A 19,325-nucleotide genomic window follows, 5' to 3' on the forward strand; every position below is an offset into this window, starting at 1 on the left:
TTTCAACCATCCATTATCTCAATATAAATTCTACCCTATCCGTTAAAAATGGGTAAGGAATAATTTGTTTTTTCGCCCCCCCCCAGGTATGATGAAGCATCATGGACCGGTCAAAACGAATCATCCTTTCTTTAATCCTTTTTTCCGCCCTGGTTGCCGGGGGGAGCCTGGGGTATATGGCCATCGAAGGCTGGCCATTTATGGATGCCCTGTATATGACGGTCATCACCCTGGCCACGGTGGGATTCGGAGAGGTTCACGAGGTCAGCATGCCGGGGAGGGTCTTTACCCTGGCGCTCATCCTTGTGGGGGGCGGATTTTTCCTTCTGCTCATGACCGACATCATCAAATTCCTGGTGGAAGGCAGGATCAGGGAAGTGCTTGGGAGGCATAAATTGGATGTACAGATCAAAAAACTGGATAATCACTATATTGTCTGCGGCTACGGCAGGATCGGCCGGATTCTGACCCAGTACCTGGTCCAAAAATACATAGACGTGGTGGTCATTGAACGGGATGAAAAATCCGGCCACCGGATGAACCGGGACGGCGTCCTCTACCTCATGGGCGAGGCCACGGACGAAGAGCTTCTGATCAAGGCGGGGATCGCCCGCGCCAGGGGGCTGGTGGCCGTCACCGGCACCGATGCGGAAAATGTCTTTCTTGTGCTCATGGCCAAACAGCTTAACCCGGATATTTTCGTGGTGGCCCGGGCCGGGCGGGATGCTGCAAAAAAAACCCTGGCGGCGGCAGGGGCGGATAAGGTGATTTCCCCCTATGATATCGGCGCAAGGCGTATGGCCCACGCCATTTTAAGACCCACAGTGATCAAATTTCTTGAAATGGCCTTTTCGGACGATGCCACGGATATTCAAATCGAAGAGGTCCGGGTTCACCCCCAATCCAGGCTATGCGGCCTGCCCCTGAAAGAGACCGGGATCAGAAAAGAGTTTGACTTGATCATCATTGCCATACAGAGCCAGTCCGGTGCCATGGCATTCAACCCGGGGGCGGATACCGCCCTGAACGCCATGGACAAGGTCATTGCCATGGGCCGCGCCCGGGATCTCAAACGACTGGAGACCGTTCTGGGCCGGTAAGGCGAATCAGCCGGTCCGTTCCAGTACCGGTATGTCAGTAAAGTGATTTGCCAGCCGTTTCAAGGAGTGATCAAGGTTGGGATAGTTAAAGACTTCCAGGGATACCGTTCCCTTGAATCCGGTAAGGAACCCGACCACCCGGTCAAAATGGTCATTGGCCATCCGGTCCAGGCCGAGATGGTCCCTGGGCCGTTCCCCGGTGAGATCCACCCCGTGGAGGTGGACAATGGAAATCTCTTTATCGAAAATCTCACGGGTCTGTTCCACCCCAAACCCGTATTTAAAATGATGGCCGAGATCGGCACAGAGGCTGTGGCCGTACTGACGGACCAGGGGGGCCAGGACAGCCGGGTCGTACCAGAGGGTTTCCACTGAAATACGGGAGGGGTCATCCAGCCGGGGCGCCAGGCGCTCAAGGCCGTCAGCGGCCCGTTCCTGCCAGGCCGCCCTTTCGTCGCCGCCGGCCATGTCCCTGTCCATTTCCAGGTGAAGGGTATATGAACTCGGGGCCAATGGGGCAAACCGTTCCAGAACCCCTTGGAGAATATCAGCGGCCTTCTGGCGGTCAGAAGGTGTCTCCGCCGTCAGACTGACGTCCACGGGCAGGTGGACATTATACCCCAGGCTCAAATCCCGTCCAAGGGCGGCCAGTTCCTGAACATCTCCTGCCGAAGGAATGACCTCCCGGGGCAGACTTTCAAATACCAGCAACTCGATTTCATCAAAAAAACGGCCGGTCTTTCTCACATTGGGGATGATGTGGTCGGGATAGATGAAGGAGGTGGTGCCCAGCCTGAATTCTCGTTTGATCATCCTGTCACCGCCCACAGGATAAAAGCGCCAATGGTCATAGCCACCCATGCGGAGACCACCATCAATTCACAGGCCCGGGCAATCTTCTCCGGGACAGGATCTTGAAACTCGCCGCCGATGTAAGGCTTTTCCACCCGTTTGCCGTGGTAGACATTGGGGCCGCCCATACGTACCCCCATTGCCCCGGCAAAGGCGGCCTCGGGGTAACCGGCATTGGGGCTTTTATGATTCCGCCCCTGGGATAGGGCCGTGGTGAAGGCACGCCTGCCCCGGGCCGGGGAAATCAGGGCAGCGGCCATGGAGATAACAGCCACGGAGAGCCGGGCCGGAATATAATTGGCAAGGTCGTCGATGCGGGCAGATGCCCGGCCGAACAGAAGGTAGGCATCATTCTTATACCCCACCATGGAATCCAGGGTATTCACCATTTTATAGGCCATGGCCCCTGGCACCCCGAAAACCAGGGCGAAAAACAGGGGGGAAAGAAACCCGTCCACAAAATTCTCCGCCACGGTCTCCACCGCCCCCCGGGTAATCCCGGACCTGTCAAGATTCGCCGTTTCACGGCCCACAATATAGCCCACCATGGTTCTGGCCCGGGAAAGGTCTCCGGCCACCAGGGGCCGGGCCACATCCATGGCGGCCCTGGTGAGGCTGCGCACCGAAAAGCAGTAAAAGAGCAGCATCACCTGGACGGCAGCGCCTGCCCAGGGATTGATCCGGAATGCCAGTGCCAGGGTCACCATGGAAAGCGACCAGGTCAGGACAATGAGAAAAAGGGCAAACCCCAGTCCGGAAACCAGGGGTGACCGTATCAGGCGCCGGAACCGCGGCTCAAAAAAAGAGATGGCATTGCCCATCCATATGATGGGGTGGGGCAGCCACCGGGGATCCCCCGCAAGGATATCCAGAATAAAGGCGGCAGCCACCACCTGCCAGGCAAGACCGAATCCAAATGTTTCAAACATGACCCAGGCCCTTTTTTATACTGTTGGCCAATGCCCCATTAATAGACCGGTCTTTCAGTGAAAACCGGACAAAGCGATGGGAAAGCCCTTCGAAATTGCTGCAGTCCCGGATGAGGATTTTATCATCCCCCACCCTGTCGCAGAATTCCGGCGCCGTCATCTTATCCAGCGTTGCCAGGACAAAATAAGTGGGCGCCTCAAACAGGCGGATGCCCGCCACCCCGCTAAGCGACTTTAAAAAGGCCGCTTTTTCCTCTTTAATATAGGCCCGGGTCTTTTGGTAAAAGGGCAGGATCTCATCGGGATGATTGAAAATATCCCGGATCACCTCCTGGGCCAGTGCGTTGACGCTCCAGGGCTGGTAATAGGCCATCACTTTCTCAATGAGAGGAACGGCCCCGCTGAGGAACCCCGTGCGCAGCCCCGGTATCCTGAAAATTTTGGACATGGAGGAGAGCACCACCAGGTTATCGATATCCGTATGGGATACAAGGGAAATCTCTTCGGCATCATCCACAAAGGGAAGATAGGACTCATCCGCCACAAAACAGGTGCCGGGGTGCCGCCGGATCAGCTTTTCAAGTTCCGGCTTGGGAATCAGGGCGCCTGTTGGGTTGTTGGGATTGCATATAAACACGATGTCCGCCTCCCCGGCGAGCCTGGACAATTCATCCATGTCCGGCTGGAAACCGGTGTCCGGACCTGCCATGAAGTGGCGGATTTCAATGCCGTGCATGGCACAACCGTCCCGGTAATCCGAGTAGGTGGGCCCGGCGATAAGCACCTTTTTAGCCCCCAGCGCCAGGGGCAGGGTATAAATAAAAAAGGTGGTGCCGTTGCCCGGAATCACATTTTCCGGTGCAATGCCGTGGTAGCGGGCAAAGCCCCGGGCCATGGACATGCCGTCGGGCTCGGGCAGGGCATGGATCGCCTCGATGTTTTCCCGGATCAGGCGATGAATCCTTTCCGGCGGTCCCAGGGGGTTTAAATTGGAACTCATGTCAATAATTTCGTCAACCGGGCATCCCAGACGATCTGCCAGTTTCTGTTTGTTTCCCCCGTGTCCTATGATCATGGTTGATTTCTTCCTGTTATCAAATCATTGCGATGCCGGCCACAAGAAAGAGCCAGGCTTCCATGACTTCGGTCATGGCCCCCAGCATGTCGCCGGTAATGCAGTTCATATTCTTTTTATAAAATTTTAAAACCAACACCAGGCCCAGTCCGAAGCCAATGTTCACGGCCAGGCCCTTATACCCCAAAAACAGGGAGAAAAACAGGGGAAGCAGGCAGAAGAAAAAATCCCCGAGCCCCAGCGGGCGGTCAAAGAGGTCCTTACCCGTTCCTTTTCCTTTTCTGCCGTAATCCAGGTATTTGATGCCGAATATCATGGACGCCCGGGCATAGGCCGGAACCACCAGGAAAATCCCCATGGCCTGTAAGGGGGCGGCACTGATTTTTACGGACCAGAGCCCGGCCAGTTTCAGGGCCAGTCCCAGGACCACGGCCACCAGTCCCATCATCCCGGTCCTGGAATCTTTCATGATTTCCAGGGCCCGCTCCCGCCCCCGGTGGGAAAACATCCCGTCCGCCGTATCCCCGAGTCCGTCCAGGTGAAAGGCACCGGTGACGCCCACCAGAAAGACAAGATCGACCAAAGCCGCCACAGGGAGTGCCCATAGTGCCGAGGCCATGAGGTCGGTGAGTACCAGCAGGGTGCCGATAGCCAGGCCCACCAGGGGGAAACAGCGGATCATGCCCACCGGGGAATAGGCCACATTTCTGCCCGCAGGAAGGATGGTAATAAAGGTGAGACAGGATTTAAAATCTTCAAAAATACCCTTGCGGCCGGTGGTGCTCATTGGTCCTGCCCCTCCCTTTTAACGGTTTGATAAAAAACACCCCTGTCCTGGGTGCGGGATATCACGCTCCCGCCCTGTGTGAGTCTGTCCAGCAGGGCCTGTACGTCTTCAGGTGCCGCCCCCAGCATATCCGAGAGATCGATGCAGGTGGATGGCCGGCGGCGGATGGTTTCCAGCACGGCACGTTCAAGTGCCTCACCAATCCTTCTTTCCCCGGTTTTGCCCGCCCGGGGCACCCGGGCGATAATGTCTACATTTTCCGGCCCCAGGTACTCCCGGATCTCTTCCAAGCGCTCCCGGCCGGCAGGCACTATAAAATCGCAGGTACCGGGCCGGTCCAGGGAATTGAGCTGAACCCGATCGGGCCCGATCTGCGAGACGGCCGCTTTAATCAATCCCAGCTCTTTTGGGGTATCGTTCACCCCGGGCAGGATAAATATCTCAAGGTGGACCCGGCCGGTAAATTCTTCTTTAAACGCAGTGATTCCCCGGACCATCTCCTCGGGTTTCAGGCCGGCACAGGGCCGGTTGATTTTCCTGAAAGCGGTCTGAGACACGGCATCCAACGAGGGCACCACCAGGTCCGCCCGGAAGAGTTCCCTGCGGACACCGGCATGGGCCAGCAGGGAGGCATTGGTCAGCACCGCCACCCGTATGCCGGGCCTTGTATCTTTGATATAATCAATGACCCGGCCCAGACAGCTGTTCAGGCAGGGTTCCCCGGCACCGGAAAAGGTAATATAGTCGGGATCCTCATTGTGGGCCCAATAATGATCCAGTTCCTGGCGCACCCGGTCAAAGGGCACCCATTCCTTCCGTTCCAGGGTCAGGTCCGTTGTTTTTCCACATTCGCAATAAACACAGTCCAGGCTGCAGACCTTGTGCACCACCAGGTCCACCCCCAGTGAAACACCCAGCCGCCTGGAGGCCACCGGCCCGAATAAATGCCTGTATTTCATCAGAATCCCCCTGTCCCAGACGCCCCGGACTTGGGTTTGATCTGAACCTCAATGCCGGCCACGGTGAGGATGACCCGGTCCGCAGCCCGGGCCACCCGCTGGTTGACCAGTCCGGCCATATCCCGGAACTGGCGGGCCAGGCTGTTTTCAGGTACAATCCCGTACCCCACTTCGTTGGAAACCAGATAGACCGGGCAGGGGCATTGCTCCAGGGAACGGCCCAGCAGATCCACGGCATCCATGATTCCGGCCTCGTCCCGCCCCTGGAAGAGCAGATTGGACGTCCACAAAGTCAGGCAGTCCACCAGAATCACGCTGGCACGGCCTCCGGCATCGGCAATAGCGTCATGGATATGCACCGGCTCCTCAACGGTCCGCCAGTCCGGCCCCCGCTCGGCCTGGTGCCGTTCCACCCGTTGTTCCATCTCCCGGTCCGTGGGCACAGAAGTGGCCAGGTAAATCTTATTGCCCCCGGCCAGCCGGTTGGCCGCATCCAGGGCATACCGGCTTTTACCGCTTCTGCAGCCGCCGATCACCAGGGTTATTCTTGATTTGTCTTCCCTCATATATTATGCTCCGCTAATATCTATTCAGGCTTAAAACCGGGGCAAGGATATATTATCCCCCCTGTGAAGCGCAACCTAAAAAAAACAGGATATTAGCCTGGCCCGATTTAACGAATGAAGATACAGGAGGCAGGTGTGATACGCCGGACCACCGCTACCGCGCTGGGGCTCAAGCCCATGACCCGCTCCATGTGCCGCAATTTTTTTGTTAAAATCAATACCGAATTCGACAGCCAGGAGGCCATCAGAGAGGCCATCTCCTGGTGGCAGGACGATAAAGAGAGGCTGAACCGCCTCTGGTGGGTGCTCAACTATTACTCCGAGCAGCTGGATCCGGACCGGGCGTTGCGGGCCTGTGTGGAAAAGCAGTTGAATTCCCTGGCCGGTGACGGCCAGTCATGTCCGGACTCCGACCCCGATGCCCGTTGACGCTATTTGATTTCCATCCCCATCTTAGGGGCCCCCGCCCCCCAGATATCCACCACCCTTTTATTGCCCGGGCATTCCAGAATTTTATACCGGGTGATATTGGCCAGGCCTGCCGTCACTTCTCCCAGTCGGCTGGCCTGGGTCCTGATGGTCTCCATGCCCGTTTCCCATATCCGGAATTCCGGATCCATGCTCATGAGTTCCGAATATCCCATAATGGCCTGGAGGGGCTGATTCATTTCATGACAGATGCCGCCGGCCATTTCAAGTGCTCCCTGGAGCCGCTCCTTTTTTACATTGTCCCTTTCCGCTTCCCTTTGCCGGGACATGTCCGTAAAAGAGGCCAGGATGGCCCGCCGGCCAAGGCGGGTTGTACCCGCGGAATTCAACTGCACATGAACCGGAAACCGGGAGCCGTCCCGCCGGACCAATTCCAGTTCATAGTCGGCTTTGCCCTTTGACGTGATCTCCTGAAAAATGGTTTTCCCGGCAAATTCAAAGGCCTCCGCCGCTCCGTAAATCATCTCCACACTTTGATCCAGAAAATCCGTTTCAGAATTGAAACCGAACATCCGGACCATTTCCCGGTTCACCCATTTGAATATCCGGTCCTCCACCAGGGCCATACCCAGGGGAAGTGCACGGGGAAGTGAGCCCCTGTCATGCATCCGGGCCTGCTGCCGCTCCAGGGCCAGGGAGAGGTATTGGGCAACGGCATCAAACCATTGCACATCCCCGAAGGGATGCGCCCCGTCTGCCCGGCCGCAGGCGGCAGGCGGCAGTTCCGCCGCCATGACACCGGCCGAACTGCCCCAGATCGCCAAGGACGAATTTATCCAGGTGTCTGGAAGACTCCCTGCCATGCCGGTGCCGGCGTTGAAAGGAATGAGCCCCCGGCGATAGACCACGTGCTGCCCCCCGTCCTGGTAAAGGGCAATATAAAATCCGGAGGCGCCGAGGCATTCCGCCATCGCCCCCTGGATGGTCCGGTAAAGGGTATTCAGGTCGCCGTCATCCAGCACGGCATGGTAAATTTCCAACAGGGCCGAGGCCTTTTTCGCCAACCGGTCCGGGGTGTCTCTTTTTTGGGATAAGGGCATCAAGACTCTTTAGGGGATGAGGAGCCCCATATGTCAAAGATGGTGGCATCGCCGGGATAGGATACGGTTTTATACCGGGTGATCCTGGAAAGGCGCCGGGTGATATTTCCAATGCGGTCGGCCTGGGCCTTGATCTGGGCCATGGCCTTGGGCGGCATATCTTCTGGGGTCTCAAACAGGGCCGTATAGCCCAGGAGGGTCTGCAGGGGCTGGTTGATCTCATGGCATACGGCACCGGCCATCTCAAGGACCCCCTGGAGCCGCTCCTTTTCCCTGCGGATTTCCCGTGCCGTTTCCAGCTGGGTCAGATCGGCAATGGTCACAATGGTCCTCTGCCTGTCCCTGCCTCCGGCGGTGTCAGCACCGGCAATGACCAGATGGGCCCGGAACCGGGTCCCGTCCCTGCGTACCAATTCATAATCGAAATCCGCCCGATCCTTGTTTTCCAGCTGGGAATGAATGATCCCCCCCACGGTTTCGTAATCCTGAGCTGAGGCATAAATTATTGCGGCGTTCTTATTGGTGAGATCCGATTTGGTATCATAGCCCAGCATCCTGACCATCTGGGTGTTCACCCAGGTAAAATTACGGTCCTCAACCAAACAAATACCCACAGGAGAAGATTCCAAAATGGTTTCCAGAACCCTCTGCTGTTCCTTGAGTTTCTCTTCGGCGTCCTTTCTTTCCATGGCCAAGGCAATGTGCCGGGCCACGATATTGAGCAGGGAAAGGTCGGCTTCCCCATAGGCATCGGCAGAATCAAAGCTCTGGATGGCCACGGCCCCGATCACCCGGTCTTTGATTATCAGGGGCGCCCCCAGCCAGATCTTGGCCACCGTCCCGATCACGGACAGCTGCCTTTTTCTGGCGAACTCAATGATGTCCCCTTCGTAAAAAATCATGGGTTCCCGGGCGTCGATCACCCGGCCGGTCAGGGATGCGGTCTCGCTGAAATTAAAAATTTCTTCTGGCATATCGTCCTTTTCATCTTCATAATAGGGGAAACTGATGGAATCCCTTTCCCTGTGGTGAAGGGCGATATAAAAATTTTTCGCATCCAAAATGTTTTCCAGGGCACTGTGGATCCTGGCATAGAATTCTTTAAGGTTACGGGTGTGGGAAAGGGCATGGGAAATCTCATAGAGGACGGCCAGGGTTCTAGCATCATCTCTGTTTTCCCTGGTCTCTGTGCTGGAACTGCCGTCTGCCAAATTCATCCCTCCCTTTTATGCCATCGTTTTTTTGGGTTTGATTTTTCCCCAGGAAAACGGTATGTGCCAGTATAGCAGGCACCCGTTTAAATTAGTAGAAAATTATTTGGAGTTAACTTTAAGTTGCCAAAGTCCCATGATGAAGTCCATTGAACAAACCTCACTTTTGTATGAAATCAGCGAGGCCTTAAGCCGGCACATGGATATGAAAAAATCCCTGTTTAAAGTGCTTACGGTACTCTCGGAATCCCTCAACCTCATCAGGGGAATCATCTTCCTGAAAAACTCTGAAACCGGGGAAATTCGCATTGAAATGGCCCACGGCATTTCAGAAGAAAAAACAAAGCAGATCAAATATCTTCCCGGGGAAGGCATCATCGGCCAGGTCATCCAGTCGGGAAAGCCCGCCGTGGTCCCCAGAATCAGCGAAGAGCCGCTGTTTCTGGATAAAACCCACTCCAGAAAACCCACCCAGGGAGTGGACTACTCGTTCATCTGCGTGCCCATTAAAAAAGAGAACCGGGTGGTGGGAGCCATTTCCGCGGACCGGCCCTACGAGGGGAAACGCGCCCTGGAAAACGGGGAAAAACTGCTTTCGGTGGTCGCGGCCATGGTCGCCCACCATGTCATCAACATCGAAACCATCCGGGTGGAAAAGGAACAGCTGAAAACCGAAAACCTCCGGCTCAAATCCGAGTTGGAAAACAAATACAGCTTCGCCAATATCATCGGCAATTCCAACAAGATGCGGGAGGTGCTCCAGATGATCGCCCAGGTGTCGTCTTCATCCGCCACGGTGTTGATCCGGGGTGAAAGCGGCACCGGCAAGGAACTGGTGGCCAACTCCATCCACTACAACTCCGAGCGGCACGACTACCCCTTCATTAAAATAAATTGCGCGGCCATCCCGGAAAACCTCATTGAAAGCGAATTGTTCGGCCATGAAAAAGGGGCGTTTACCGGGGCATCCCAGAAAAAAAAGGGAAAATTCGAACTGGCCAACAAGGGAACCATTTTCCTTGACGAGATTGGGAATATGGACCTGGCCGCCCAGGTCAAGCTGCTCAGGGTCCTCCAGGAAAAGGAGTTTGAAAGGGTAGGGGGATACAAGCCCATAAAGGCAGATGTCAGGATCGTTGCCGCCACCAACGCCAATCTGGAGGAAATGGTCAAGCAGGGCAAATTCCGGGACGACCTCTACTTCCGCCTTAATGTATTTCCCATTTATATTCCCTCCCTGCGCATGCGCAAAACCGACATCATCCTTCTGGCCGACCATTTCCTGGAAAAATACAGAAAAGAGCATAAAAAGGAAATCAAACGGATCACCACCCCGGCCATCGACATGATGATGGAATACCACTGGCCCGGCAATGTCCGGGAACTGGAAAACTGCATTGAGCGTGCCGTGATCCTATGCAACGAAGGGGCGGTCCACTCATACCACCTGCCGGCAACCCTCCAAACCGGCACCAAATCCAAGACCCTGCCCCTATCCCTGGAAGAGGCCGTCGCCGGCCTGGAAAAGGAAATTCTCATGGATTCCCTGAAAAATACCAAGGGCAACATCAAAAAGGCGGCCAAACTCATCAATATCACCGTGAGAAAGTTTTCCTACAAGGCCGCCAGGTACAACATCAATTACAAAGACTACAGGTGATGGCAAGTAAAACTTGACGCCGCCCGGGGATGGGATTAATTTGATTGGGTGATTACAACCGTTCATCTCCAAAGCACAAAGGCTGTGTCATGAAAAAGAATATCTTTGCTTTTTGTTTATCACTTCTGATCATCTATTCCTGCGACTCCGGCAGCATTCCGCCGGGCCGGTCCGAAGGCTCCCCTGCGTCACAGGCGGCCATGCAGCACACGGTTCAGGTGGAAGAGCAATACATCGCCAGAACCCATGCCGCCGTGGGCACCATCCGCCCTCTGACGGAAACGCGTATTGAATCTCAGGTCTCCGGCCAGGTCCTGAGTGTGGAAGTCGCCGTCTCAAGCCGGGTAAAGGCAGGGCAGGTCCTCGTCATTCTGGATAACCGGCAGCTCTCCGCACGGCTGGAACAGTCCAAAGAAGGGCTGGCCTATGCCAAAAAGGGCCTGAACCAGGCCAGGAAGGCCAGGGATGAAGCCAAAGCCGGCCTGGACCAGGCACACGCCGCCTATCTGAGGACAAAAACATTGTTTGATAAGGATGTGGTTCCCTCCCAGAAACTCGAGATCGACAGGGCCGGCTATCTCCAGGCCAAGGCCCGTCTGGAACGGGCCAAAGAGGGGGTGGGGGCCGCAGCCACCGGCGTCCGCAGGGCAGAGGAGGTCGTGCGGGAGGCCCGGATCGGAACGGAGTACGCCGAAATCCGCTCCCCATCGGACGGGGTGGTGGTGGAGCGCCTCATTGACCCCGGGGACCTGGCCGTCCCCGGAAAACCCCTGGTGGTTATCCAGACCAGCGGCGCCCTCCGCCTAGAAGCCCGGGTCAGGGAAGGCCTGATCTCTGAAATCATCCAGGGAAAAACCTATGATGTGGAAATCCAGACCATCGGCACTAAGGCCCGGGCCACCATTGAAGAAATTACCCCATATGCAGATCCAGACACCCGGACCTTTCTGGTAAAGGCCGCCCTTCCGGACACCCCCGGGATCTATCCGGGCATGTTCGGCCGTCTCCTCATCCCCGTGGAGAAGGAAGCCACCCTGCTCATCCCCGAAGCCGCCCTGACCCGGGTAGGCCAGCTGGAAATGGTGCATGTGAAACGCGCTGACAAGGGATTTGAATCGGTATACGTGAAAACCGGCCGCAGATTCGACGATAAGATAGAAATCCTCGCCGGTCTTACCCCCAAGGACACCATAGGATTTTAGCTGCCATGAATGACTCCGGATCCGGCATCCTCACCCGTATTGTCGAAACATTCCTTTCTTCCCAGCTTTCCGTCATTCTGATACTGGCCTCCCTATGCCTGGGAATATTTTCCGTGACCATCACCCCCAAGGAGGAAGAGCCCCAGATTGTGGTGCCCATGGCCGACATCCATGTCAGTGCCCCCGGGGCCACCCCCAGGGAAATAGAACAGCTGGTGGCCACCCCCCTGGAGCAGATTCTCTGGGAAATTGACGGAGTGGAGTACGTATACTCCATGGCGGCCAGGGGGGCGGCCATGGTCACGGTCCGATTTTTCGTAGGTGAAGACCGGGAAGACTCCATTTTAAAACTCCATAACAAGATTATGATGAGCCTGGAGCGGGTGCCCTCCATCGTGGAAAACTGGGTGGTCAAACCCGTTGAAATAGACGATGTCCCCATCGTCACCCTCACCCTTTACTCCGATACGGTATCGGACCACGAACTGCGGCGGGTGGGCGAAGAGATGGCCAACCGCCTCTCCCGGCTGGAAAACATTTCCCGTTCCGCCGTCATCGGCGGGCGCCCCAGAGAAATCCGGGTGGAGGCGGATCCGGAAAAGATGAAGGGCTTCAACGTCTCTTTCCAGGATATCAAAAAGGCGTTGGCCGGGGCTGATGCATCGGTTCAGGCCGGCACCTTTAACAAGGCCAACCAATCCGTTACCCTGACCTCCAGTTCCTTTCTATCCTCCGTGGATGAGGTAGGGGACCTGGTGATTTCAGGCCGGGGGGACCGGCCGGTTTATCTTTCAGACGTGGCAGAAATTATAGACGGCCCGGTTGAAGCCGAGTCTTATACCCGCATCGGTTTTTCCAACAGAATCAAAAGGGAAGCGCCCGGAAAAATGCCCGAGACCCACCCCGCGGTCACCCTGGCCTTTTCCAAGAAAAAAGGGACCAACGCGGTGACTGTGGCCGATAATATCCTCAGGGAAGTTGAAACCATGAAGGCGAAAATCATTCCCAGGGACATACGCATTGAAATCACCCGGAACACCGGGGCGACGGCGCGGTCCAAGGTCAATGAACTTCTGAGCTCCCTGGGGTTTGCCGTGCTCTCGGTGGTGGTGCTCCTGGCCGTTGCCCTGGGGTGGCGGGAGGCGGTGGTGGTGGCCCTGGCCGTGCCCATCTCCTTTTCCCTGGCCCTGTTTGTCAATTTCGTTTTCGGGTACACCATCAACCGGGTCACCCTATTTGCCCTTATCCTCTCTTTGGGGCTTGTGGTGGACGATCCCATCACCAATGTAGACAATATCCAGCGCCATATCCGCATGGGCCTTCAGTCTCCGTTCAGGGCCACCCTGGATGGGGTGCAGGAGGTGCTGCCCCCGGTGATCATGTCCACCGTGGCCATTATCGTCTGTTTTACCCCGCTGTTTTTCATCACCGGAATGATGGGCCCTTACATGGCCCCCATGGCCGTGAACGTCCCCCTCACCGTCACTTTTTCCACGGTGGCAGCACTGACCATTGTCCCCTGGGTCTCCTACCATCTATTAAAAAACAGAAAATTTTCCAAGGGAAAGGAAACCAAATCCGCCGGCACGGGTGCCCGGTTATACCGGGCCGTTCTCACCCCCTTCCTGGACAGGGGCTGGCTGCGGATCCTTCTGGCCCTGGCCATTGTTCTCATGCTGGCAGGGGCCTGTGCTCTGGCCGTTTTCCGCCAGGTCCCGTTAAAGCTGCTCCCCTTTGACAATAAAAACGAATTCCAGATCGTCATCGACCTGCCCGAAGGCAGCGCCCTGGAACAGACCGACCGGGTGGTCCGTGAGTTTGAACATTATCTGAAAACCGTCAACGAGGTCACCAATTTCGTCTCCTATACGGGCATTGCCTCCCCCATGGACTTCAACGGAATGGTCCGCCACTATTTCATCCGAAAGGGCAGTCACCTGGCAGACATCCGGGTGAACCTGGCGCCCAAAGAGGAGCGGCAGCAGCAGAGCCATGCCATTCTGCTCCGCCTGCGAAAGGATCTTGAGGCCATTGCCAAAAAAGCCGGAGCCGACATCCAGCTGGTTGAAGTGCCGCCGGGGCCGCCGGTACTCTCCACCCTCACGGCGGAAATCTACGGATCCTACGATACCCCCTACAAAGACCTTATCGCAGCGGCCCGGACCGTCAAAAGGGTAATGGAAGAGGAGCCCTTTGTCACCGACATCCAGGTCATGACCGAAGATCCCAGCCCCAGGACGGACATCATCGTGGACCGGGAAAAGGCTGCCCTCCACGGCATTGATACCAAAACCATCCTGGATACCCTGAAGACAGCTGTGGGCGGCGCCGCCCCTGCCAGCCTTCACCTGGAACGGGAACGCCACCCCCTGTGGATCAAAGTGATCCTGCCACGGGAGACCCGATCGGATCGGGTCTCCATTTCCAACATTCCCCTCCGATCGGCATCCGGGGCACTGATCCCCCTTGGGGAGCTGGCAAAAATCCGGGAAACCCAAAACCAGCCCCCCATCTACCATAAAAACATGGAACCCGTGGTCTACGTCACCGGGGAAATGGCCGGCCGGGCGCCGGGAGAGGCCGTACTGGACATGATGTCCACCCTCAAGGAGATCCCCTTTGACGAAGGCATCCGCATCCAGTGGGCCGGGGAAGGGGAGTGGAAAATCACCCTGAGGGTATTCAGGGACATGGGCCTGGCATTCGCCGCCGCTCTTCTGGGAATTTATTTCATCCTGGTGGTGAACACCGGCTCCTATCTCATGCCCATGCTCATCATGATGGCCATTCCTTTAACCGTTCTGGGCATCATGCCGGGATTCTTCATCCTCAACCTTTTTACGGCGCCCGTGGGGGGATTTTCCAACCCCGTATTTTTCACGGCCACCTCCATGATCGGAATGATCGCCCTGGGCGGCATCGTCATCCGAAATTCCCTGGTGCTCATTGAATTTATCCAGGATGCCGTCCACAGGGGCTCGCCCTTTAAGCAGGCCATTCTGGATTCCGGTGTTGTCCGGATGCGGCCCATCGTGCTCACGGCCCTGACCACGGCCATCGGCGCCTTTCCCATCACCCTGGATCCGGTCTTCTCAGGGCTGGCCTGGGCGCTGATATTCGGGCTTTTCGCCTCCACCCTTTTTACCCTGGTGGTGATCCCGGTGTTCTACTTTGCCGTCTACCGCAACCATCATAACCCGTCATCGGAAAAAGCGAGGTAAACCCAATGAAAATGGAAGACTGCATCCGGGCCATTGCCGGATTTTTTATCCTCCTCAGCCTGGCCCTGGGCTGGCTGGTATCGCCTTATTGGTACCTTTTTACCGCCTTTGTGGGCCTTAATCTCTTCCAATCCGCATTCACCGGCATCTGCCCCGTTGAGAATATTCTGGAAAAGGTATTCAAGGTACCCAGGGGATAGTTTCCTTGACAAATTCCATGTCTTGGTTTTACACTTGGGGTATCATTCCGAACGAATCAACACAACAACGGGAAAATAAACCCCTGGAGCAGATATGAACGAAACCTCCCTGGTGTTTAAACCGGAAGACCCTGACGATTCGCCGTCTTTGCCGGCAAAAAAAAACTGGAAAATCCTTATTGCGGATGATGAACCCGAGGTACACACCGCAACCAGGCTGGTGCTGGACGATTTTGAATTTGAAGGGGCAGGCCTGGAATTCCTCTCAGCCTATTCCGGCAAAGAAGCGGTGCAGCTCATGGAAATTCATGATGATGTGGCTGTGATTCTCCTGGACGTGGTCATGGAGAACCAGCATGCCGGCCTGGAAGTGGCCAGGGAGGTCAGGGAAAAACTGAAAAACAGGCTGGTGAGAATCATCCTGCGCACCGGCCAGCCCGGCCAGGCTCCGGAACGCAAGGTCATTGTGGAATACGATATCAATGACTACAAACAGAAAACGGATCTAACAGCCCAGCGCCTGTTTACAGCCATCTACACGGCCATCCGCTCCTTCAGGGATATACAGGCCATTGAAAAAAACCGCACAGGCCTGCGGTACATCATCGAAGCCTCCGGCGACCTGTTCAAACAGCAATCCATCAAAAAACTGGCCCAGGGGGTGCTCACCCAGATCTCCGCCCTGTTCAGCCTCCAGGATTCCCTTTACATCCGCAACGAAGGGTTCACCATGGCCCAGGGTCCCGAAGGGGAGTGCGAATTCATCGCCGCGACCGGGAAATATACAGGGGAGCGTGAAGAAAATGAATGCATGGCGTTGGACCCGGAGGTAGAAGAACAGTTCAGAGCGGTCATCAAAAACCGTCAAAGTGCCTATTTCGGCAATAACTTTGTGGGCTATTTCCCCACCCAGAAAAAAAAGCACCATATTCTCTACCTGGAAGGGTGCGGCAAGGAAAGGGATTCGGAATACGGAGACCTGCTTAATATTTTCACCAAAAACGTGGGAGTGGCCTTTGACAATCGATATCTGAACCAGGAAATCCAGGAGACCCAGCAGGAGATCATCCACCTGCTGGGAGAAATTGTGGAAAGCCGGTCCAAGGAAACCGCCTACCATGTCATCCGGGTGGCGGAGTACATCGGCCTTTTGGGAAAAGCGGCCGGATACCCGGCCGAAGAAATCGATTTAATCAAAGCCGCCTCCCCCATGCACGATGTGGGGAAAATGGCCATCCCTGACGCCATCCTCCTCAAGCCGGCCAAACTCACGACAGAAGAATTTAATATCATGAAAACCCATACGGATATCGGGTATAAAATCCTCTCCGCCTCGAAGCGGCGGTTGTTGAAAATGGCCGCAGACATCGCCTATACCCACCACGAACGCTGGGACGGCACCGGCTACCCCCGGGGGCTCAAAGGGGTAAAAATTCCCCTGGCCGGCCGCCTGACCTGCCTGGCAGATATTTTCGACGCCCTGGCCAGCAAACGGGTGTACAAGGATGCCTGGCCCATTGAAAAAGTCTTCAACCTGCTCAGGGAAGAGCGGGGCAGGATATTCGATCCCCATTTAGTGGATACGGCCCTGGGGCATAAATCGGAAATCCTTAAAATCCGGGCCGCCTACATGGATGAACCGGCGGCCTGAAGAGAAAACCCCGGGGACAGCCCGAAGTCGGCCTCTCCCCCAGGGGTCCAATGCACATACAAAGGGATCTCACGACCGGAACAGACCATACGGACATGGGACGCCAGGGCCAGCACCCGGGCATGGGATACCGGCGGAAAATCCGACTGAATTAACAGCCCCGACACATAGACATGGTGAAAATCAATTCGGGCCGTCCTGAGGGCATGGGCCATATCGGCTGCAATACCACCATCATCATTGACACCGGACAACAGGACCATATTGCCGTATACCGGAATCCCCCGGGCCAGCAGCGCTTTCCCCAAGTCCTTATGGGCCTGGGTGACCTGGGATGGAACCAGCCACCAGGACTCGATTTCCACCCGGCGGGGCCGGGCAGGGTCAAACGATGCCAGGTCAGCGATCCGGCTGACATGGTCAAAGGTGAACTCCCCGGGAACTTCCTGAAAGGCCTGCCACCGGATCCGGATGCACAAGGGGCGGTCCCCGAACACCGCCAGGTCCCGGACAAATCCGGATATCCGGTTTAGATCGCCATCAATGTCCGCCCCCGGCACCCGCAAAAGGATATCTGTAATTTTTTCGTCATCAGCCAGATCATTCAGCGCCGCTTCTGTAAAGGAGAGATCCGTTTCCAGCCGGGTGGGATGCAGCCGTCGGGTACCGTGGTTCCCCGGGGAATTTGGCCCCATCAAATCCGGGGATTCAAAACAGTTGGCAGTGATGGATTTGACAACAGAATCGTCCGGGGCGGCGGGCCTGCCGGCATCGGCCGGCAGTTCATGGGATCCGATAAACAGATTTGGGTCGCCCATGTCAATGAGGCATTTTGCATCCAGGGTACCGCCCGGGTTCTCTCTGATATCCGGGAACTGCCCGCCCTGTTGAACCATGTCTCTGAAATAGGCCCGGGTATAGGGGGTACGGATCCATATATGGTCCGGGTCTGTCTCATGGGGGGCCACGGCCCAGCCGCTGGTGTGCCATTCCATTTTGCCCAGCGGGGTGGCCGTGCAGAGCTTGGGCACGGCCCGGTCTGAAAATTGGGTCCGAAGCTGTGCATAGGCGGCCATGGACTGACCAATGGGACTCCAATACTTTTGGGTGCCGTGGATGGGGTGGCAGGGGGTAAAGATATAATAGATCTCGGCACCGGCATGGCGAAGCAGGGTAAAGAGCCGGCCCAGGACCTCACCGGTGTCGTTGATCCCCTTTAAGAACGGTGTCTGGACATAGACCGGGATTCCCGATGACGTCAGTTCGGAGATGATGTCAAGGCAGGGCACCGACACCTCGTCCGGATGGACCATATGCACCCCCACCTCAATGGCCTTGCCCCGCTTCCGGGCGGCATCCTGCCACGCCTTGAGCCGGTGAATAAGGGACCGGCCGTGGTGGAGAAAGAGATGGGGGTAATAGGCCAGGGACCGGGTGGCGATTCTCATGGTCTCCACATGGGGGACATCAAGCAGGCCGGATACGGCGGCCTCAAGATTCCTCAGGTTGAGCAGGGGTTCGCCTCCGGTAATGAGGATCTCTTTTATGTCAGGGTTTTCCCCCACCCGGGAAACAGCCGCGGCCACATCCTTTGGGTCCGGTGATTTTTCCTTTCTCAGGCTTTTGTGCTTGCGGAAACAGAACCGGCAGTAGACCGGACAGCGCATGTCAAGAAGGAAGATGGCCCGGTTCCGGTACATCTGCTCCATGAGTCCCTGCTTAAAATGGCCGTCAAAGGTCAGGGTATGTCCTTCCGCACCCAGCTCATCGGTAAAAGGGAGGTATTGGGCGGCAACGGCTTCTGATACCAGGGACTGGCGGATCACATGCCGTGAAAGCCGCACCGGATACTGGTCCAATACCGCCTGCATGGCACCCCGATTCTCAACAGGAAACCCCGAAGCATTTTCCAATGTTTCGGTCTCTTTTACGGTGAGCAGGGACTGGCTGGGATCATCAGCCTCCAGAATATGGTACAAAAACATCACGGGCAGGCACATTCCATTGACCATGACCTGGGCAGACCGGCCTGCGGAAACCGCCGCCTGAATCTGCTTTCCCACGGCAATGAAAAATCCGGCCGGATCGCCGGCATATCCGGCAAGGGTTAGAAGGCCGTCAAACCGCTGATCCGGTACCATTTCCTTAAAGTGCTGGCCCCATGCCCCTCCCATGAGGGCAGGGGTGCCGTAAACCGCCAGGAACTCCCGTGCCGCTCCGGCCAGGTGCCCTGTATTTTCCGGTAAAAAAAGTCCTCCCGCCACCTTATTCATCTGCCTTGCCAATGCTTGTCCTTTCAGCCCTGTTATCCGCCATTACTAAAATTTGGAAGACTACTCCAAATAGTTTAAAATTTCATCTTTTTTTTGCAAAGAGACGCCCG

At 56.2% G+C, this 19,325-nt stretch carries 16 protein-coding genes; 7 read left to right on the plus strand and 9 right to left on the minus strand.

All coding sequences use genetic code 11. The features are described from left to right. Nucleotides 1-101 precede the first annotated feature (101 nt). Nucleotides 102-1,100, plus strand: a complete 999-nt coding sequence (locus HUN04_13800) for an NAD-binding protein (GenBank protein WDP90711.1) — start codon at nt 102-104, stop codon at nt 1,098-1,100. Nucleotides 1,101-1,106: 6 nt separating this feature from the next. Here HUN04_13800 and HUN04_13805 read toward each other — a convergent pair whose 3' ends face one another. From HUN04_13805 to cobU, 6 genes are read right to left on the minus strand one after another with little or no spacing between them, the layout of a single operon-like run. Further along, nucleotides 1,107-1,913 (minus strand): TIM barrel protein, encoded by an 807-nt coding sequence (locus HUN04_13805; protein ID WDP90712.1) that lies wholly within the window; start codon nt 1,911-1,913, stop codon nt 1,107-1,109. After that, complete coding sequence (cobD, locus tag HUN04_13810) at nt 1,910-2,881, minus strand: cobalamin biosynthesis protein CobD (GenBank protein ID WDP90713.1); 972 nt, start codon at nt 2,879-2,881, stop codon at nt 1,910-1,912. The genes HUN04_13805 and cobD overlap by 4 nt, the downstream gene beginning before the upstream one ends. Further along, a complete protein-coding gene (locus HUN04_13815) occupies nt 2,874-3,956 on the minus strand; it encodes a pyridoxal phosphate-dependent class II aminotransferase (protein ID WDP90714.1) in 1,083 nt (360 codons plus the stop codon). Before HUN04_13815 ends, cobD begins: the two co-directional genes overlap by 8 nt. 19 nt (nt 3,957-3,975) lie before the next feature. Continuing rightward, nucleotides 3,976-4,743, minus strand: a complete 768-nt coding sequence (locus tag HUN04_13820) for an adenosylcobinamide-GDP ribazoletransferase (protein ID WDP90715.1) — start codon at nt 4,741-4,743, stop codon at nt 3,976-3,978. After that, nucleotides 4,740-5,702, minus strand: a complete 963-nt coding sequence (locus tag HUN04_13825; GenBank protein WDP90716.1) for a radical SAM protein — start codon at nt 5,700-5,702, stop codon at nt 4,740-4,742. Before HUN04_13825 ends, HUN04_13820 begins: the two co-directional genes overlap by 4 nt. Continuing rightward, nucleotides 5,702-6,268, minus strand: a complete 567-nt coding sequence (gene cobU, locus HUN04_13830; protein WDP90717.1) for a bifunctional adenosylcobinamide kinase/adenosylcobinamide-phosphate guanylyltransferase — start codon at nt 6,266-6,268, stop codon at nt 5,702-5,704. Before cobU ends, HUN04_13825 begins: the two co-directional genes overlap by 1 nt. Before the next feature lie 135 nt (nt 6,269-6,403). Here cobU and HUN04_13835 point away from each other — a divergent pair, with 135 nt between their 5' ends. Beyond that, nucleotides 6,404-6,697 carry a hypothetical protein gene (locus HUN04_13835; protein ID WDP90718.1) on the plus strand — a complete coding sequence of 98 codons (294 nt, stop codon included), beginning with the start codon at nt 6,404-6,406 and terminating at the stop codon, nt 6,695-6,697. Nucleotides 6,698-6,699: 2 nt separating this feature from the next. Here the strand turns inward: HUN04_13835 and HUN04_13840 are convergent, their stop codons facing one another. Together HUN04_13840 and HUN04_13845 are read right to left on the minus strand one after the other, a co-directional pair. Further along, the gene (locus HUN04_13840; protein WDP90719.1) at nt 6,700-7,797 is read right to left on the minus strand and encodes a PAS domain-containing protein; all 1,098 of its coding nucleotides are present in this window, start codon (nt 7,795-7,797) and stop codon (nt 6,700-6,702) included. Further along, nucleotides 7,797-9,008, minus strand: a complete 1,212-nt coding sequence (locus HUN04_13845; GenBank protein WDP90720.1) for a GAF domain-containing protein — start codon at nt 9,006-9,008, stop codon at nt 7,797-7,799. The genes HUN04_13840 and HUN04_13845 overlap by 1 nt, the downstream gene beginning before the upstream one ends. Nucleotides 9,009-9,147: 139 nt before the next feature. Between HUN04_13845 and HUN04_13850 the strand changes: the two genes are divergently transcribed. The 5 genes from HUN04_13850 to HUN04_13870 all read left to right on the plus strand — a co-directional run bounded on the left by HUN04_13850 (nt 9,148) and on the right by HUN04_13870 (nt 16,942). Then, nucleotides 9,148-10,668, plus strand: a complete 1,521-nt coding sequence (locus HUN04_13850) for a sigma 54-interacting transcriptional regulator (protein WDP93289.1) — start codon at nt 9,148-9,150, stop codon at nt 10,666-10,668. Between the two features lie 89 nt (nt 10,669-10,757). Continuing rightward, nucleotides 10,758-11,870 (plus strand): efflux RND transporter periplasmic adaptor subunit, encoded by a 1,113-nt coding sequence (locus tag HUN04_13855; protein WDP90721.1) that lies wholly within the window; start codon nt 10,758-10,760, stop codon nt 11,868-11,870. A gap of 5 nt (nt 11,871-11,875) precedes the next feature. Then, the gene (locus HUN04_13860; protein WDP90722.1) at nt 11,876-15,091 is read left to right on the plus strand and encodes an efflux RND transporter permease subunit; all 3,216 of its coding nucleotides are present in this window, start codon (nt 11,876-11,878) and stop codon (nt 15,089-15,091) included. A gap of 5 nt (nt 15,092-15,096) precedes the next feature. After that, the gene (locus tag HUN04_13865; GenBank protein WDP90723.1) at nt 15,097-15,291 is read left to right on the plus strand and encodes a DUF2892 domain-containing protein; all 195 of its coding nucleotides are present in this window, start codon (nt 15,097-15,099) and stop codon (nt 15,289-15,291) included. A gap of 94 nt (nt 15,292-15,385) precedes the next feature. After that, on the plus strand, nt 15,386-16,942 hold the full coding sequence (locus tag HUN04_13870) for a DUF3369 domain-containing protein (protein WDP90724.1): 1,557 nt from the start codon (nt 15,386-15,388) through the stop codon (nt 16,940-16,942). Here HUN04_13870 and HUN04_13875 read toward each other — a convergent pair. Then, nucleotides 16,918-19,215, minus strand: coding sequence for a radical SAM protein (locus HUN04_13875; protein WDP90725.1), 2,298 nt, complete (start codon nt 19,213-19,215; stop codon nt 16,918-16,920). The two genes, HUN04_13870 and HUN04_13875, sit on opposite strands and share 25 nt — an antisense overlap. Nucleotides 19,216-19,325: the final 110 nt, after the last annotated feature.

This window comes from Desulfobacter sp., from assembly GCA_028768525.1.
Lineage (GTDB): Bacteria > Desulfobacterota > Desulfobacteria > Desulfobacterales > Desulfobacteraceae > Desulfobacter.

What these genes read in the sequence shown, in the direction of transcription:
- HUN04_13820 (WDP90715.1), bottom strand. Translation starts at nt 4,743, where the DNA reads ATGAGCACCACCGGCCGCAAGGGTATTTTTGAAGATTTTAAATCCTGT.
- HUN04_13815 (WDP90714.1), bottom strand. Translation starts at nt 3,956, where the DNA reads ATGATCATAGGACACGGGGGAAACAAACAGAAACTGGCAGATCGTCTG.
- HUN04_13865 (WDP90723.1), top strand. Translation starts at nt 15,097, where the DNA reads ATGAAAATGGAAGACTGCATCCGGGCCATTGCCGGATTTTTTATCCTC.
- HUN04_13800 (WDP90711.1), top strand. Translation starts at nt 102, where the DNA reads ATGGACCGGTCAAAACGAATCATCCTTTCTTTAATCCTTTTTTCCGCC.
- HUN04_13870 (WDP90724.1), top strand. Translation starts at nt 15,386, where the DNA reads ATGAACGAAACCTCCCTGGTGTTTAAACCGGAAGACCCTGACGATTCG.
- HUN04_13805 (WDP90712.1), bottom strand. Translation starts at nt 1,913, where the DNA reads ATGATCAAACGAGAATTCAGGCTGGGCACCACCTCCTTCATCTATCCC.
- HUN04_13875 (WDP90725.1), bottom strand. Translation starts at nt 19,215, where the DNA reads ATGAATAAGGTGGCGGGAGGACTTTTTTTACCGGAAAATACAGGGCAC.
- HUN04_13855 (WDP90721.1), top strand. Translation starts at nt 10,758, where the DNA reads ATGAAAAAGAATATCTTTGCTTTTTGTTTATCACTTCTGATCATCTAT.
- HUN04_13840 (WDP90719.1), bottom strand. Translation starts at nt 7,797, where the DNA reads ATGCCCTTATCCCAAAAAAGAGACACCCCGGACCGGTTGGCGAAAAAG.
- cobU (WDP90717.1), bottom strand. Translation starts at nt 6,268, where the DNA reads ATGAGGGAAGACAAATCAAGAATAACCCTGGTGATCGGCGGCTGCAGA.
- HUN04_13850 (WDP93289.1), top strand. Translation starts at nt 9,148, where the DNA reads ATGAAGTCCATTGAACAAACCTCACTTTTGTATGAAATCAGCGAGGCC.
- HUN04_13825 (WDP90716.1), bottom strand. Translation starts at nt 5,702, where the DNA reads ATGAAATACAGGCATTTATTCGGGCCGGTGGCCTCCAGGCGGCTGGGT.
- cobD (WDP90713.1), bottom strand. Translation starts at nt 2,881, where the DNA reads ATGTTTGAAACATTTGGATTCGGTCTTGCCTGGCAGGTGGTGGCTGCC.
- HUN04_13860 (WDP90722.1), top strand. Translation starts at nt 11,876, where the DNA reads ATGAATGACTCCGGATCCGGCATCCTCACCCGTATTGTCGAAACATTC.